This window comes from Mesorhizobium sp. L48C026A00 (assembly GCF_000502375.1).
Lineage (GTDB): Bacteria > Pseudomonadota > Alphaproteobacteria > Rhizobiales > Rhizobiaceae > Mesorhizobium > Mesorhizobium muleiense.
Map to the genome: position 1 here is coordinate 290,193 of NZ_AYWU01000005.1, position 14,513 is coordinate 304,705.

Genomic DNA, 14,513 nt, shown 5'->3' on the forward strand with positions numbered 1-14,513 from the left:
CACGTGGCGGACACACTCAGGATCGTCCACTGCTTTCGCTCACCTGTCGGAGGGATTTTTCGTCACGTGCGCGACCTGACCGAGGCGCAGGTCGCCGCCGGGCATGCCGTCGGCATCGTCTGCGATTCGACGACGGGCGGCGACTTCGAGGAACATCTGTTCGAACAGATGAAGGGCATAATGGCGCTCGGCATCCATCGCACGCCGATGCAGCGGCATGTCGGACCGGGCGACCTCGCCTCGGCCTGGCGCACATTTGAGATCATCAAGGAATTGCGGCCGGACGTGCTCCACGGGCACGGCGCCAAGGGTGGCGCCTATGCCCGCCTGTTCGGCTCATTGTTGCGGGCATCAAGGTCTCGCGTAGCCCGCCTTTATTCGCCGCACGGCGGCTCTCTTCACTATGACGAGACCACCGCCACGGGGAAGCTGTTCTTCGCGCTCGAGCGGTTTATGGCGCGCTTCACCGACTATCTTCTGTTTGTCTCCGACTATGAAAGGCAGACCTATCGCAGGAAGGTCGGCGAACCGCCGATCCCGAACAACCTTGTCTACAATGGACTGAGCGCCGCCGAGTTCGAGCCGGTGCGAGCCGAGCCGAATGCGGCCGATGCCCTCTATATCGGCATGATGCGCGACCTCAAGGGACCGGACATCTTCATCGATGCGCTGGTTCTTGCCGGAACGCGGCTCGGCCGCCCGGTGAATGCGGTGATGGTCGGCGACGGCGACGACCTGCCGCGCTACCATGCGCAAGTGAAGCGGCTCGGGCTCGAAGGCCATATGCGCTTCCTGCCGCCGATGCCGGCGCGCAAGGCCTTCGAGTTGGCCGAACTGGTCGTCGTGCCCTCGCGCGCGGAAGCCATGCCCTACATCGTGCTGGAGACGCTCGCCGCCGGCAAATCGATGATCGCCACCGGCGTCGGCGGCATCCCGGAAATTTTTGGCGCCGGCTCCCCTGCCCTGATCCGGCCCGATCCGCGCGAGCTTGCCGACAAGATGAGCGCGGCGCTGGCCGACCCCGATGCCTATGGTAGGCTGATGCCCGATACCGCCGACCTCAAGGCGCGATTCGGCGCCGACGTGATGGCCGCCGCGATCGAGACGGCCTATTTCGCCGCGCTCAAGCGCTAACCCGAAATGGGCGCTAACCCCAAAACGGCGCTGACTTCAAAGCTTCTCCAAAACCTATTTGTTGTTTCAAGGGTTTCTTAGCTCTCTTTCGCTATTCACTTGCGTGAAGCTTTGCGGATGCATCATGAGCGACTTCGATCCCAAACGCCGCTTTTCGAAAGACGCGGTGCGCAATTTCAACGGCCCGGCCGGCGACGATAGCCCCGGCGGCATGAACGACGTCGCCCGTCAGGTGGCGTCGCAATACCGGCGCGACACCATGTCGCCGATCATGGTCAGCGGCGTCTTGCGGATGGTCGAATTCGCACTGCTGTTCCTGTCGGGCCTGTGCATCTATTTTTACTATGTCGGCTTCTTCAACCATCTCGCCTGGCAATATCCGCTGGCGATCGCCGCCGCTTCGTCGCTCGCCGTGGTGCTGCTCGATGTCACCGACTGCTACCAGATCGTCTCGTTTATGCGGCCGCTCGCCAATTTCGGCCGACTGCTGATGGTCTGGGCCGGCACCTTCGCCCTGATGGCGCTGACAGCATTCGCCGTGAAGATGTCGCAAGATTATTCGCGCCTGGTTTTCGGCACCTGGTTCGTCGTCGGCTTCATGCTGATCTTCGGCCTAAGGCTGCTGATGTCGAAGCTGATCCGGCGCTGGGCGCGCGACGGGCGCATGGAGCGCCGCGCCGTCATCGTGGGCGGCGGCACGACGGCGGAAGTCCTGATCCGCTCCGTCGAAAAGCAGCCCTACAACGACATCCGCATCTGCGGCATCTTCGACGACCGCGGCGACAAGCGCTCGCCGCCCATCGTCGCCGGCTATCCAAAACTCGGCACCGTTTCCGAGCTCATCGAGTTCGCCCGCATCGCCCGTATCGACATGCTGATCGTATCGCTGCCGCTGACCGCCGAAACGCGCGTCCTGCAGCTTTTGAAGAAGCTGTGGGTACTGCCTGTCGACATCCGGCTCTCGGCGCATTCGAACGCGCTGCAATTCCGGCCGCGCGCCTATTCCTACATCGGCTCGGTGCCGATGCTCGACATCTTCGACAGGCCGATCAACGACTGGGATTCGGTCGCCAAGCGCGCCTTCGACATCGTCTTCTCGATCATCGGCATCATCGTGTTCTCGCCGGTCATGCTGGCGACCGCGATCGCCATCAAGCTCGACAGCAAGGGACCGGTGCTGTTCCACCAGAAGCGGCATGGCTTCAACAACGAGATCATCGAGGTCTACAAGTTCCGTTCGATGTACACCGACAAGGCCGACCCGACGGCCAAGCAGACGGTGACCAGGAACGACCCGCGCGTCACCCGCGTCGGCCGCTTCATCCGCAAGACCTCGATCGACGAGTTGCCGCAGTTCTTCAATTCGCTTTTCGGTTCGCTGTCGCTGGTTGGCCCGCGCCCGCACGCCATTGCCGCCCAGTCGCACAACCTTCTCTACAATGAGGTGGTCGACGGCTATTTCGCACGCCACAAGGTCAAGCCCGGCGTCACCGGCTGGGCGCAGATCAATGGCTGGCGCGGCGAGATGGATACCAACGAGAAGATCCGCATGCGGACGGAATACGACCTCTATTATATCGAGAACTGGTCGCTGCTGTTCGATCTGAGGATCCTGTTCCTGACACCGATCCGACTGCTCAATACGGAAAATGCCTATTGAGCGCAGTCGCGCATGAACTGTCGCCGGCCGCGGTCAACGCCAAGCTGATCGCGCTGATTGCGTCGGGCGCGGTTTTCCTCGGCGTCTTCCTGTCCGGCTTCGTCATCGCCGAGCCGGCGCCATACGACCTCTATATGGTCGCGCTGATGGCGGTGTGGGCCCTGTTCGGCCTGCGCATATCGCGCGCGGCGGCGCCGCTGCTGGTGCTGCTGGTGGTCATGAACATCGGCGGCATGATCGCGATGACCCAGATGTCGGATATTGCCGGCACCCCGCTCTATCTCGCCGTGTCGCTGTTCCTGGCGTTTACCGCGGTGTTCTTCGCCTCGGTGACATCGGTCCAGCCAAATCTCTACCGGGTGATCTTCCGGGCCTATGTGATGTCGGCGGTGCTGACCTCGCTGCTCGGGATCGCCGGCTATTTCCATGCCTTCCCGGGGGCGGAGATCTTCACCAGATACGACCGCGCCACCGGCGCCTTCCAGGATCCGAACGTGTTCGGGCCGTTCCTGGTGCTGCCCGGCATCTACCTGCTCCATCTCCTGCTGACCGGCCCCGTCTCCCGCATGCCGTTGCTGGCGATGCCGCTGCTGATCATCACCGCCGGGATTTTCTTCTCGTTTTCGCGCGGCGCCTGGGGCATGTTCGGCGTTTCGGCGATCCTGCTCACCGGCGCCCTGTTCCTGCAGAGCGCCAGCGGAAAATTCCGGCTGCGTGTCGTCGTCATGACCATCGCCGCCATTTCGCTGCTGGTCATCGCGATGCTCGTCATCCTGCAGCTGCCGGGCGTCTCGGAAATGTTCTCCAGCCGCGCCCAGCTGGAACAGAGCTACGATACCGCCCGCCTCGGCCGTTTCGCCCGCTATATCTTCGGTTTCCAGATGGCGCTGGAGCATCCGCTCGGCATCGGCCCGCTCGTCTTCGGCACGATTTTCGGCGAGGACACGCACAACATCTGGCTGAAAATGCTGCTGGACTATGGCTGGCTCGGCTTCGTCTCGTTCCTGACGCTGACCTGCTGGACGATAGCGGCCGGATTCCGCATTCTCCTGCGCGACAGGCCGTGGCAGCCCTACCTTCTGTGCGCCTATGTCGCCTTTATCGGCAATATCGCGCTGGGCACCTTCATCGACATCGATCACTGGCGCCACGTCTATCTGCTGCTCGGGCTGATCTGGGGCGCCATCGCGCTCGAGTACCGCCATCAGCGGCAATTTCGGCCGGCGGCTAAGGCATGATGAATTTCTGGGGCAAGTCTAAGTCTTGAAAATGGTCGGAGTCCAGCACTGGGGGCAGCGAGTGGTGGTCTTAGCCATTGCCGTCGAATATGGCGGGAACTCGCTGCAGGGCTGGTGATGGGCATAGGCATAGCCGTCGGCATGGCGCTGGCCGGATGAACTTAGGCGAGCGTTGCGCAATCTAACGTATAGCCGGCAACGCCATCACTACGACCGCGGCAACGGCCGTATCCGGGGGCGAAACGTTGATCGTCATCTAAGCACCCCACCAAACGATGGCTGCACACAGCAAAAACACGAGCATGGCACACGCGATGAACATACCTCTTCGCGTTCGCCACCTTGGCGGCTCAGCCGGCACAAGCCTGAACCGCTGGGCATGCTCCGTTGCGATTTTCAGTAGGGCTGCAGCCGTTTCGCGCGGCGTCCACCCCTTCGCTTCCGAGGCAGTCACCAAGGCTGCAAATGCGGCTTCCAAGGCGACTTCACAGTTGACGTCCCGATCTGGGCTACCCTTTGGCAATATGGGTGGTTGCACGGCTTGGGACATGCACACAAAGCGGCTCCCGGATGAAAGGTTCCCGCGTTTCGAAGCCCTTCACTTTCGAAGGTCGGCTTCCAGGTGCGGTTCCGCTCTCGCTGCTGGCCTTTGTCGTCGGGAATGAACGTGAAGAACACCGGGCGGCGGTCGCGGCCTTCGGCCTTGCATTTGAGCAGCCAAACAGCCCGACCAGATCCTGATGCATCGATCCGTGATCTGATTCGAGCCTGTCGATCAGCGCTTGGCCGCCGATCGTCGGCCCGTTCACGGCGCGATTCGGGCGGCATGGCCCTAGACTGGCACGGCCCAGAAAAGGAAAGGGGCCAGAAAGGCCCCAATTTCTCGTTTTCGCGGCTCAGCTAGTTTCCCCGGATTTCAAATAAGCCTTAGGGTTCTAAGGGCTTATTTGGTCGGAGTGGCCGGATTCGAACCGACGACCCCTTGACCCCCAGTCAAGTGCGCTACCGGGCTGCGCTACACTCCGGACCGGTCGCGATGTATCGTGATAACGCGGTTCGGGTCAACCGAATTCGGCGGCCATCACGCCGATGCCCGGCATGGTGGATTTGAAGTTCCTGCTCTGGTGGATGTCGTCAGCATTCAGGAACTTCAAATCCAGAACACACCTCGCTTGTTGGCTTGATCCTCTGGCGTCGCTGCTATGAGACGGGTCTTGGATTTTCCACGGATTGTGTCAGCGCGGCCGTATCGATCAGCGCGCTTTCCGGAAGCCGGAGCGCAGAGGCTATTCGCCTGAGCTTCGACAAATCGGCATTCCTGCCGTTCTCGATGTCGGCGATCTCATCGACCGACAGTCCGCACGTCAGGGACAGCTCTTCCATGCTGTATCCCCTGGTTTCTCGGATGGCCTTAAGGGCGCTGTGGTCGGGCGCAGCTTCGGTCGCCGACAGTTCGGAAAAAGCTTCGCTTGTTGCTATTTGGGGCATTTGGCAACTCCGTGGATTTAAAGAGTTTGATCAAATCAAGAAGTTGCCTGAGACGGCGCAGAGAATGCCCTCTCGATGGTGATTTGCCAAGCGCCAAAAACGCCGTCACGGCATCGTGATTCCGATCGGCGCAGCCCGGCACAGGCCTCGGCGGCAGCGGCACGGGACCGTCATCTCGATCGGGGTCTTTGACTGGCCGATCGCCGAATTGTTCGACGGTTCTGAGCCGCTCCCTTGTCAAGCGGCTGTCGCTGGCCCGTCAGCCGTTTTGAGCGGATCGAACCTCAGCGGCAGGAGCACGCTGAACGCGTCAGGGGGCTGCGAATTTTCTTGAACCGACGCGTGAACCTTTTCTCTCCGGGCCGCACCAACACGGCATGGACGCCACAAAGGCGGTCCCAACCGGAAGGACGCCCTGACGGCGATCCTCGATCAAGAGAAGGAAATGCTCAAATGACCAACATCTCGAACTTCAAGCGCCTGTCGCTCGCCGCTGCCATCGTCGTCTCGGCCTTCGGCTCGATTTCACTGCCGGGCTCGGCCTTCGCCAACGGCACGCATCCGAGCGGCGGCGGCGCGGTTTGCAAGGGCGCGGGTCACTGCCTGGTGCTGCAGCTCGACTGCAAGGGTACTTATACGGACGCCACCGACTCCAACGGCACCGTCTACGGCAAATGCAGCCAGACCGCGCAGGTCAGCCCGAAGAACAAGCTCAAGCTCGCGCGCTGATCGACCTTTTGGTCAACGAAAATGGCGACCGTCCGCGCCGCCATTTTCTTGGCTCAACGTGCCGATCTCGATCTCGTCCGCGACGTTTTCTGCTGGCGGCTGAGGAACAGGCTGGCGACGAGCCCGACCACAACCAGACCGACTGCGGCGGCTGTCGCGGGATGATCGCGGGCTGTCTTCTCTATCACCCTGCCATGCCTCCTGATCGCAGGCAGAGCGTCACTGAAACGCTCGGCGAGGTCCGAGTAATAGTCCGACGCGGTGTCACGCCCGTCCTCGTAATAGGCGCTGCCGCGCCTGGAAACGGCTTTCCTCAACGCCGCCAGTTCCCTGGAGAGAGCCGCGACCTGTTTTTCAAGATCGATGTCGGAGAGGGTCGAAAATGATACCATGACAGGCTTCCTTCTTTTGCGAAGGAACGCACGATCGCAAAACCGGTTCCGGTTTTTGCCGCGACCGATCGGGGCCCAGAGCGCGTCGCGTCAGAAGGGATTCATGCGACCCGCGTGAAGTTCTATGCAGTCGCTATCCCAACATGCACTACAGCGCGGCGCGTCCTATCGGAGGCGCAAGGTGTCTGCAGCATTTTTTGCGCATTTTTCGGGGCCATGCGCTAGACTAGCGCACCTGATCGAGCAGGCGCTTGCATTCCAGAAGGTCGAACAGCGCCTCCTGCAGCAAAGCGCGATTGTCGCGCGAGAGTTTCGACGTGCCCGGCTGCACCGGGCCTTCTTCCTCGGTCTTGCCCAGGCCGAAAAAGCGCCGGCTGGGTTTCACCTTGGGCTCGCCGACCAGCATCTCGTCATCGGCGCCGCGCGGCTGGGCCGCCGGCGTCAACGGCACCGCATCGGCCTGCCGGCGCTGCGAGATCGCCTCGACGGCCGCCATGTCGCCATTGCCGATGGCGACCAGGAAATGATTGCCGTTCTCGCGCAACAGCTTCTGCACACCCTTGATCGTGTATCCCTGATCGTAGAGCATGTGGCGGATGCCCTTGATCAGTTCGACATCCTGCGGCCGGTAGTAGCGGCGGCCACCGCCGCGCTTCATCGGCTTGATCTGGTTGAAGCGCGTTTCCCAAAAACGCAGCACATGCTGCGGCAGGTCGAGATCTTCTGCGACCTCGCTGATGGTGCGGAAAGCGTCGGGGCTCTTGTCCATGGGCGAAATCCTCACGCTGGAGCATGGTCCCGAAAAGTGGGAAAACGGTTTTCGGCCAGGATCATGCTCAACAAAGAGTCATTCCGATCCGGCTTGTTGTGCCGAATCGAGCCTTATTTCAGCGGTTTATGAAACAATATTCAAGCCCGGCGTCAAAGCAGGCGACCGTTTTCAACCGGGCTTTGAAGCGCAGGTGCTATTTGCTGCCCTTGGCCTTGCTGATCTGGTGCGCGCGCAGGATGCGGTTCTTTAGCACATTCGACGATTTGAAGGTCATCACGCGGCGCGGCAGGATCGGCACTTCCTCGCCGGTTTTGGGGTTGCGCCCGATGCGCTCGTTCTTGGAGCGGACATGGAAGGTTGCGAACGACGACAATTTCACCGTCTCGCCGCGAACGATCGCCTCGCAGATCTCGTCCAGAACCGCTTCGACGAGCTCGGCCGATTCAGTACGCGACAGGCCAACCTTGCGATAAACGGCTTCAGCAAGATCGGCGCGCGTAAGTGTCTTTCCCCCCATGCGAACCGTCCCCATCAGCTCAAAAAACATAACTCTATATAAGCAAAGATAGAGCCTAAGTAATTGATCCGGCAAGGTCAAGGACCGAACCGGTCCGTTCGGCACTTACCAGCGAACCAGGACCGCGCCCCAGGTGAAGCCGCCGCCCATCGCCTCGATCAGCACCAGATCACCCTTCTTGATGCGGCCGTCGGCGACCGCCACCGACAGCGCCAGCGGCACCGAAGCAGCCGAGGTGTTACCGTGCAAATCGACGGTAACCACCACCTTTTGTTCCGCTATCCCGAGCTTCCTGGCGGAAGCGTCGATAATCCGCTTGTTGGCCTGATGCGGGACGAACCAGTCGAGATCTTCAGCGGTGATCCCGGCAGCTGAGAACGTCGCTTCGATGACGTCGGTGATCATGCCGACCGCGTGCTTGAACACTTCGCGGCCTTCCATCCTGAGATGGCCCACCGTTCCGGTGGTTGACGCTCCACCGTCGACGAACAGCTTGTCCTTGTGAGCCCCGTCGGAGCGCAGGCTGGCAGCCAGCACGCCGTGGTCGGCAATGCCGCCCGCCCCCTCGCCTGCTTCCAGCACCATCGCGCCGGCGCCGTCGCCAAACAGCACGCAGGTCGAGCGATCGCTCCAGTCGAGGATGCGCGAAAAGGTTTCGGAGCCGATCACCAGCACGCGTTTGGCCAGGCCGCCGCGGATATAGAGGTCGGCCGTCGTCACCGCGTAGACGAAGCCCGAGCACACCGCCTGCATGTCAAAGGCGAAGCCGTGATGCATGCCGAGCCGGTTCTGGATGTCGACGGCGGTCGCCGGAAAGGTGTTGTTGGGCGTCGAGGTCGCCAGCACGATCAGGTCGATATCGGCCGGCGTCAGGCCGGCATTGTCGAGGGCTGCGCGCGCCGCCGCCTCGCCGAGCGAAGCCGTCGTCTCGTCGTCGGCCGCGATATGGCGCTGGCGGATGCCGGTGCGCTGGGCAATCCATGCGTCTGACGTCTCGACCATGCCTTCGAAATCGGCATTCTTCATGATGCGGCGGGGCAGCGCGGAGCCTGTGCCGCGCACGACTGATCTGATCAAGGCTCTTTCCTATTCCTCTGCGTCGGCAACGACGTCGGATTTCCTGGATGTCTGGGCATGCGGATTGCGCGCATGGAACAGATCAAGATCGGCTTCGATGCGATCGAGCAGATTGTTGCGCACCATGTCGTAGCCAAGCTCGATCGCCGCCGCGAAGCCGTCCGAATCGGCGCCGCCATGGCTTTTCACCACGACGCCGTTCAGACCCAGGAAAACCCCGCCGTTGGAGCGGCCGACATCCATCTTTTCGCGCAGGCGATCGAAGGCGCCCTTGGCGAATACATAGCCGATCCTGGCCATCAGCGTGCGGTCCATCGCGGCGCGCAGGTAACCGGCGATCTGCCGTACCGTGCCTTCCGCCGTCTTCAGCGCGATGTTGCCGGCAAATCCTTCGGTGACGACCACGTCGACCGTGCCCTTGCCGATGTCGTCGCCCTCGACGAAACCATGGTAGTTCATCGAGGCCATGTTGGCCTCGCGCAACATGCGGCCCGCCTCCTTGACCTCTTCCTGGCCCTTGATCTCCTCGACGCCGACATTGAGCAGACCGACGCTCGGCCGTTCGATGCCGAAAACCGAGCGCGCCATGCCAGTGCCCAGAATGGCAAAATCAACCAGTTGATGCGCATCCGCGCCGATGGTGGCGCCGACGTCCAGCACCACGCTTTCCCCACGCAATGTCGGCCACAGCGCCGCGATCGCCGGACGGTCGATGGTCGCCATGGTGCGGAGGCAGAATCTCGACATCGCCATCAGCGCGCCGGTGTTGCCGGCCGAGATGCAGGCGTCGGCAGTGCCTGCCTTGACCGCCTCGACCGCTTTCCACATCGACGACTTCCAGCGGCCATGGCGCAGCGCCTGGCTCGGCTTGTCGTCCATCCGGACTGCTATCTCGCAGTGGATGAACTCGCTCACTTCCGCCAGCTTGGGCAGCTTTGCGAGTTCGGGGCGCACTGCCTCCTCGCGACCATAGATGACGAAGCGGATGTCGGGACGCCGGGTCGCGACCGTCATGAGCGCCGGGATGACCACGCTTGGTCCGTGATCGCCGCCCATGGCATCGATGGAAATCCTGATCACGCGGTGTTCATCTCACAGTTTGCTTGAGCGAGCGCCTGGCGCTGGCAACGGGTTTGGGGCTCGCGAGGGTTCGGCGAAAATAGCGTTTTTGGGCTGCCGCACAACCGGCTTTCTCCGATTGGGTCGGGTTTTCAGGATTTCCCCAGCAGGGAACGCAGCTTTTGCTGAAATTCGCTTTCCGCAGTCCCGGCATCGTCGGCAGCCTCCATCGAAACGCCTTGCTTGCGCGGATAGGGATCGATCGCCAGTCCAAAGAACTGTTCGGCGAGCGCCCCGACATCGATTGAATTGCCGGAAAATGTTTCCGGGCTGTCCGGCCCTTCGGCATCGAGCATTATCTCGCCACCGCCCTCGAAACCCTGCCGCCCGAGCTTCGACTGCTCCGGCAGGAACAGTGCGTCGACCGCCTCGTCGATATGCGCCTCGATCGGGTCCAGGGTGACGATGCAGGCCTGGGTGATATCGGCCTCGACGCGGCCGCTGACCTTGACGCCGTTGCGCTTCCATGGCGCCACCAGCAGTTCGGCGCGATAGTTCTCGACCGACAGCAACTCGTGCTCGCCTGCCAGCGCGGCGCGCTGCGCGGCGTCGGCCTCGATTAGCACCGGCAGTCCCTTTTGCGGCAGCCGGGCGACGTTGGCCACGAAGGACACGGGGCTCTGGCGATCGGGGCTCTGGGAATCGGCGTGTTTCATATTTTCCTTTAAATAGGCTTGTTTTCTTAAATAGGTTTGGCCGCGGGGAATGCCACAGTGCCGGAAACAATCGATTCGGTCGGCTGTTCCGCGAGTCGCCTGGAGACATCGGCGACGTAGCCGGCCAGACGCGTCGCCTGCGGCCAGATGCCGGCATCGGGCCTGACATTGCGGGCAAGCGCCGCGACGAGTGCGTCATGGTCGTTTCGTTCCAGCGCATCGTCATAGGCGGCGGTGCGGCCATAAAACATCTTTGCCAGTTTCTTCATGCGCTTCGGCACGCCGACGTCGCCGATACCGAGTTCGCGCAGCGAATGCTCGACATCCATGAAGAACTCGTCGATCAGCACCTGCGCGACCTCCCCGGCAACACCACCCTCGCCGCGCAGCCGGTGCTGGAACAGGAACATGTGCAGCGACAGCATCTCGAAGCGGCCAAGCGGCGTGTCCGGGACATCCCAGTCGGAATAAAACACGGTTTGCCGCGCCGCTGCCACGATTTGTGCGTAAAGCGCCTCGGTGATAGCGCGGTTGGCGTGACGTTCGCGACCAAAAAGGCGCTGGAACATTGAGGGTGGTCTCCCGGGGACCGTTTGTTGAATTGGCCTTGTTGCATCGGCGAGCAAGCTGGTTTACCGGTTTTGCGGCCCAGCGCAAGTTGCGGCCAGCTAATGGAGTTGTAGTTGCGCGCGCTGAAAATCAAGTCGACTTTTCTGCCCAGGTCCGCTTTTCCGAGATCCGCCGGCGCGATCTCGCTGCTGGTGGTCGCTTCGGCGCTTTGCGGCTGCAACTCGTCGAAGATGATCGGTGATCTCAATCCGAGCGAGACGCTGACGCAGGGCTACGTCATCGACCAGCAGGCAATCGACCTGGTGCCGGTCGGCTCGAGCCGCGAACAGGTGCTTCTGGCGCTCGGCACCCCGTCGACCAAGGCGACTTTCGACAACGAGGCCTTCTACTACATCTCACAGACGCGCAAGCGTTACGTCGCCTTCGACAAGCCGAGGCTGGTCGACCAGAAGGTGCTGGCCGTCTATTTCGGCGAGGACGGGCGCGTTACCCAGATCGCCAATTACGGCCTGAAGGACGGCAAGGTGTTCGACTTCATCTCGCGGACCACGCCGACCGGCGGCAAGGACCAGAACTTCCTCAGCCAGATCATGGGCGGCGCCAGCAAGCTGGCGCCTGGCCTCCCCGGCGGCGGCGGCGGCGCCTCGCCCGGCACCTGATCAATCCCGGCAGAATCGGCTTCTCATCCTTTTTTTGCTTCCCTTCTTATTAACTTCGAGGGGAAGCAGCAACATCTCAGGCGACCGAAAACCCGCGGGAGCGATCCTGCGGGTTTTTGTTTTGAGACAGAAAGCCATTGTCGCAGGCTGCGGGCCGCAGACGACTTGAACGCGAGCTTTTGGAGCTGTCACGGGCGTCAATTCCCTGATGCTGGGCGTCCAAAATAGACGAACCCGCGGGATCGCTCCCGCGGGTTCGGTTGTGGATCTCGGCCTCGGAAGGCCAAGCCGCCTCAGCCGTGCGCGAGCACGGCCAGCAGCAGCAGGGCGACGATGTTGGTGATCTTGATCGCCGGGTTGACTGCCGGACCGGCGGTGTCCTTGTAGGGATCGCCAACCGTGTCGCCGGTCACCGAGGCCTTGTGCGCCTCGGAGCCCTTGAGATGCTTGACGCCGTCCTTGTCGGTAAAGCCGTCCTCGAACGATTTTTTTGCATTGTCCCAGGCGCCGCCGCCAGAGGTCATCGAGATGGCGACGAACAGGCCGTTGACGATGACGCCGAGCAGCGAGGCGCCAAGTGCTGCAAAGGCGGACGCCTTCGAGCCCGAGATCAGCAGCACGCCGAAATAGACGACCAGCGGCGCCAGCACCGGCAGCAGCGATGGAATGATCATTTCCCGGATCGCCGCCTTGGTCAGAAGATCGACCGCACGCGCATAGTTCGGCTTCGAGGTGCCGGCCATGATGCCCGGATCCTCGCGGAACTGCTTGCGCACCTCCTCGACGATGGCGCCCGCCGCACGGCCGACAGCCGTCATGGCGATGCCGCCGAACAGATACGGAATCAGACCGCCGAAGATCAGACCGGCGACGACATAAGGGTTGGAGAGGTCGAAAGAGACGTCGCCCATGCCCTGGAAGTAAGGGTATTTGTCGCCATTGGCGGCAAAGAACTTCAGGTCGTTGGAGTAAGCCGCAAACAGCACCAGCGCGCCGAGACCGGCCGAACCGATGGCGTAACCCTTGGTCACCGCCTTGGTGGTGTTGCCGACGGCATCGAGCGCATCGGTCGACTGGCGTACTTCCTTGGGCAGGCCGGCCATTTCGGCAATGCCGCCGGCATTGTCGGTGACCGGGCCGAAGGCGTCGAGCGCAACGATCATGCCGGCAAGGCCGAGCATCGTGGTGACCGCGATCGCCGTGCCGTAGAGGCCGGCGAGCTGGTAGGTCGATATGATGCCGCCGACGATGACGATCGCCGGAAGTGCCGTCGATTCCAGCGAGACCGCAAGGCCCTGGATGACGTTGGTGCCGTGACCGGTGACCGAGGCCTGGGCGATGGAGTTCACCGGGCGTTTGTCGGTGCCGGTGTAGTATTCGGTGATCACCACGATGAGGCCGGTCACCGCGAGACCGATCAGGCCGCACATGAACAGGTTCGCGCCGGTGATGGCCATGCCGGCGACCGTGCCGATCTCGCCCCAGCCCAGCGTTGCCGAGGTGGCGATGCCGAGGCCGACGATCGACAGCAGGCCGGTGACGATCAGGCCCTTATAGAGCGCGCCCATGATCGAGCCGTTGGAGCCGAGCTTGACGAAGAAGGTGCCGACGATGGAGGTCAGGATGCAGGCGCCGCAGATGGCCAGCGGATAGAGCATCGTGGCGCTGAGAACGGCGGTGCCGCCGAAGAAGATGGCGGCGAGGACCATGGTGGCGACCACGGTCACCGCATAGGTCTCGAACAGGTCGGCGGCCATGCCGGCGCAGTCGCCGACATTGTCGCCGACATTGTCGGCGATGGTGGCCGGGTTGCGCGGATCGTCTTCGGGAATGCCGGCTTCGACCTTGCCGACGAGATCGCCGCCGACGTCGGCGCCCTTGGTGAAGATGCCGCCGCCGAGACGGGCGAAGATCGAGATCAGCGAGGCGCCGAAGCCGAGCGAAACCAGCGAGTCGATGACGACGCGGTCGTTGGGCTGGAGGCCGATGAATTGGGTGAGGATCAGATAATAGATCGAGACGCCGAGCAGGGCCAGGCCAGCGACCAGCATGCCGGTGATGGCGCCCGACTTGAAGGCGATCTCGAGGCCGGCTGCGAGGCTGTTGGAGGCCGCCTGCGCGGTGCGCACATTGGCGCGCACCGAGACGTGCATGCCGATGAAGCCGGCGGCGCCCGACAGAACGGCGCCGATCAGGAAGCCGATGGCGGCGGTGATCGAAAGCAGCCACCAGGCGAGCAGCAGGACCACGACGCCGACGATGGCGATGGTGGTGTACTGGCGCGCCAGATAGGCCTGCGCGCCTTCGCGGATGGCCGCGGAAATTTCCTGCATGCGTGCATTGCCCTGATCGGCCGCGAGGACCGATTTTGTCGCCCAGATGGCGTAAAGGACTGAAAGCAGACCGCAGGCGATGACAGCTAAAATTATGGTCATTGCCGGATTTTCCTCGATTGATGACCCAAAAGAACCCCTCCCTGGGCCGTTGAGACAGGGAGCGGAT

The 14,513-nt window shown here is 62.3% G+C and carries 15 protein-coding genes and 1 tRNA gene; 6 read left to right on the plus strand and 10 right to left on the minus strand.

Features of this window, described 5'->3' with window-relative positions; genetic code table 11:
- Positions 1-3 precede the first annotated feature (3 nt).
- The 3 genes from X738_RS53725 (at position 4) to X738_RS53735 (ending at position 4,032) form a co-directional block, all read left to right on the plus strand.
- Positions 4-1,134 carry a glycosyltransferase family 4 protein gene (locus tag X738_RS53725; protein ID WP_023798378.1) on the plus strand — a complete coding sequence of 377 codons (1,131 nt, stop codon included), beginning with the start codon at positions 4-6 and terminating at the stop codon, positions 1,132-1,134.
- Between the two features lie 124 nt (positions 1,135-1,258).
- A complete protein-coding gene (locus X738_RS53730; protein WP_023798379.1) occupies positions 1,259-2,794 on the plus strand; it encodes an undecaprenyl-phosphate glucose phosphotransferase in 1,536 nt (511 codons plus the stop codon).
- A complete protein-coding gene (locus X738_RS53735; protein WP_023798380.1) occupies positions 2,791-4,032 on the plus strand; it encodes an O-antigen ligase family protein in 1,242 nt (413 codons plus the stop codon). The genes X738_RS53730 and X738_RS53735 overlap by 4 nt, the downstream gene beginning before the upstream one ends.
- Positions 4,033-4,980: 948 nt before the next feature.
- Here X738_RS53735 and X738_RS53740 read toward each other — a convergent pair.
- Both X738_RS53740 and X738_RS53745 read right to left on the minus strand, forming a co-directional pair.
- Positions 4,981-5,057: transfer RNA gene (locus tag X738_RS53740), tRNA-Pro, on the minus strand.
- 175 nt (positions 5,058-5,232) lie between these two features.
- Positions 5,233-5,520, minus strand: a complete 288-nt coding sequence (locus X738_RS53745; RefSeq protein ID WP_023798383.1) for a helix-turn-helix domain-containing protein — start codon at positions 5,518-5,520, stop codon at positions 5,233-5,235.
- A gap of 453 nt (positions 5,521-5,973) precedes the next feature.
- Between X738_RS53745 and X738_RS53750 the strand changes: the two genes are divergently transcribed.
- Complete coding sequence (locus X738_RS53750; RefSeq protein WP_023798384.1) at positions 5,974-6,249, plus strand: hypothetical protein; 276 nt, start codon at positions 5,974-5,976, stop codon at positions 6,247-6,249.
- Between the two features lie 53 nt (positions 6,250-6,302).
- Here X738_RS53750 and X738_RS53755 read toward each other — a convergent pair whose 3' ends face one another.
- Positions 6,303-6,641, minus strand: a complete 339-nt coding sequence (locus X738_RS53755; protein WP_023798385.1) for a hypothetical protein — start codon at positions 6,639-6,641, stop codon at positions 6,303-6,305.
- A gap of 226 nt (positions 6,642-6,867) precedes the next feature.
- Positions 6,868-7,410, minus strand: a complete 543-nt coding sequence (locus tag X738_RS53760) for a MerR family transcriptional regulator (RefSeq protein ID WP_023798386.1) — start codon at positions 7,408-7,410, stop codon at positions 6,868-6,870.
- Here X738_RS53760 and X738_RS84665 point away from each other — a divergent pair.
- Positions 7,409-7,663 carry a hypothetical protein gene (locus X738_RS84665; protein WP_156942570.1) on the plus strand — a complete coding sequence of 85 codons (255 nt, stop codon included), beginning with the start codon at positions 7,409-7,411 and terminating at the stop codon, positions 7,661-7,663. The two genes, X738_RS53760 and X738_RS84665, sit on opposite strands and share 2 nt — an antisense overlap.
- Here X738_RS84665 and X738_RS53765 read toward each other — a convergent pair.
- From X738_RS53765 to X738_RS53785, 5 genes are all read right to left on the minus strand, one after another.
- A complete protein-coding gene (locus X738_RS53765) occupies positions 7,607-7,930 on the minus strand; it encodes an integration host factor subunit alpha (protein WP_023798387.1) in 324 nt (107 codons plus the stop codon). The genes X738_RS84665 and X738_RS53765 overlap by 57 nt on opposite strands.
- A gap of 105 nt (positions 7,931-8,035) precedes the next feature.
- Positions 8,036-9,007 (minus strand): beta-ketoacyl-ACP synthase III, encoded by a 972-nt coding sequence (locus X738_RS53770; protein WP_023798388.1) that lies wholly within the window; start codon positions 9,005-9,007, stop codon positions 8,036-8,038.
- A 9-nt stretch (positions 9,008-9,016) separates the two neighbouring features.
- Positions 9,017-10,087, minus strand: a complete 1,071-nt coding sequence (gene plsX / locus X738_RS53775) for a phosphate acyltransferase PlsX (RefSeq protein ID WP_023798389.1) — start codon at positions 10,085-10,087, stop codon at positions 9,017-9,019.
- A 131-nt stretch (positions 10,088-10,218) separates the two neighbouring features.
- Positions 10,219-10,782 carry a YceD family protein gene (locus X738_RS53780; protein WP_023798390.1) on the minus strand — a complete coding sequence of 188 codons (564 nt, stop codon included), beginning with the start codon at positions 10,780-10,782 and terminating at the stop codon, positions 10,219-10,221.
- Positions 10,783-10,808: 26 nt separating this feature from the next.
- Positions 10,809-11,351 (minus strand): ubiquinol-cytochrome C chaperone family protein, encoded by a 543-nt coding sequence (locus X738_RS53785; protein WP_023798391.1) that lies wholly within the window; start codon positions 11,349-11,351, stop codon positions 10,809-10,811.
- Positions 11,352-11,465: 114 nt separating this feature from the next.
- Between X738_RS53785 and X738_RS53790 the strand changes: the two genes are divergently transcribed.
- Complete coding sequence (locus tag X738_RS53790) at positions 11,466-12,011, plus strand: outer membrane protein assembly factor BamE (RefSeq protein WP_023798392.1); 546 nt, start codon at positions 11,466-11,468, stop codon at positions 12,009-12,011.
- A 293-nt stretch (positions 12,012-12,304) separates the two neighbouring features.
- On the opposite strand, the gene X738_RS53795 is transcribed toward X738_RS53790, so the two are convergent.
- On the minus strand, positions 12,305-14,446 hold the full coding sequence (locus X738_RS53795) for a sodium-translocating pyrophosphatase (protein WP_023798393.1): 2,142 nt from the start codon (positions 14,444-14,446) through the stop codon (positions 12,305-12,307).
- Between the last annotated feature and the right edge of the window lie 67 nt (positions 14,447-14,513).

Excerpts from the sequence above, each read along its gene's own strand:
- X738_RS53730 (WP_023798379.1), top strand. The coding sequence starts at position 1,259 with ATGAGCGACTTCGATCCCAAACGCCGCTTTTCGAAAGACGCGGTGCGC.
- X738_RS53745 (WP_023798383.1), bottom strand. The coding sequence starts at position 5,520 with ATGCCCCAAATAGCAACAAGCGAAGCTTTTTCCGAACTGTCGGCGACC.
- X738_RS53750 (WP_023798384.1), top strand. The coding sequence starts at position 5,974 with ATGACCAACATCTCGAACTTCAAGCGCCTGTCGCTCGCCGCTGCCATC.
- X738_RS53755 (WP_023798385.1), bottom strand. The coding sequence starts at position 6,641 with ATGGTATCATTTTCGACCCTCTCCGACATCGATCTTGAAAAACAGGTC.
- X738_RS84665 (WP_156942570.1), top strand. The coding sequence starts at position 7,409 with ATGGGCGAAATCCTCACGCTGGAGCATGGTCCCGAAAAGTGGGAAAAC.
- X738_RS53760 (WP_023798386.1), bottom strand. The coding sequence starts at position 7,410 with ATGGACAAGAGCCCCGACGCTTTCCGCACCATCAGCGAGGTCGCAGAA.
- X738_RS53765 (WP_023798387.1), bottom strand. The coding sequence starts at position 7,930 with ATGGGGGGAAAGACACTTACGCGCGCCGATCTTGCTGAAGCCGTTTAT.
- X738_RS53780 (WP_023798390.1), bottom strand. The coding sequence starts at position 10,782 with ATGAAACACGCCGATTCCCAGAGCCCCGATCGCCAGAGCCCCGTGTCC.
- X738_RS53785 (WP_023798391.1), bottom strand. The coding sequence starts at position 11,351 with ATGTTCCAGCGCCTTTTTGGTCGCGAACGTCACGCCAACCGCGCTATC.
- X738_RS53795 (WP_023798393.1), bottom strand. The coding sequence starts at position 14,446 with ATGACCATAATTTTAGCTGTCATCGCCTGCGGTCTGCTTTCAGTCCTT.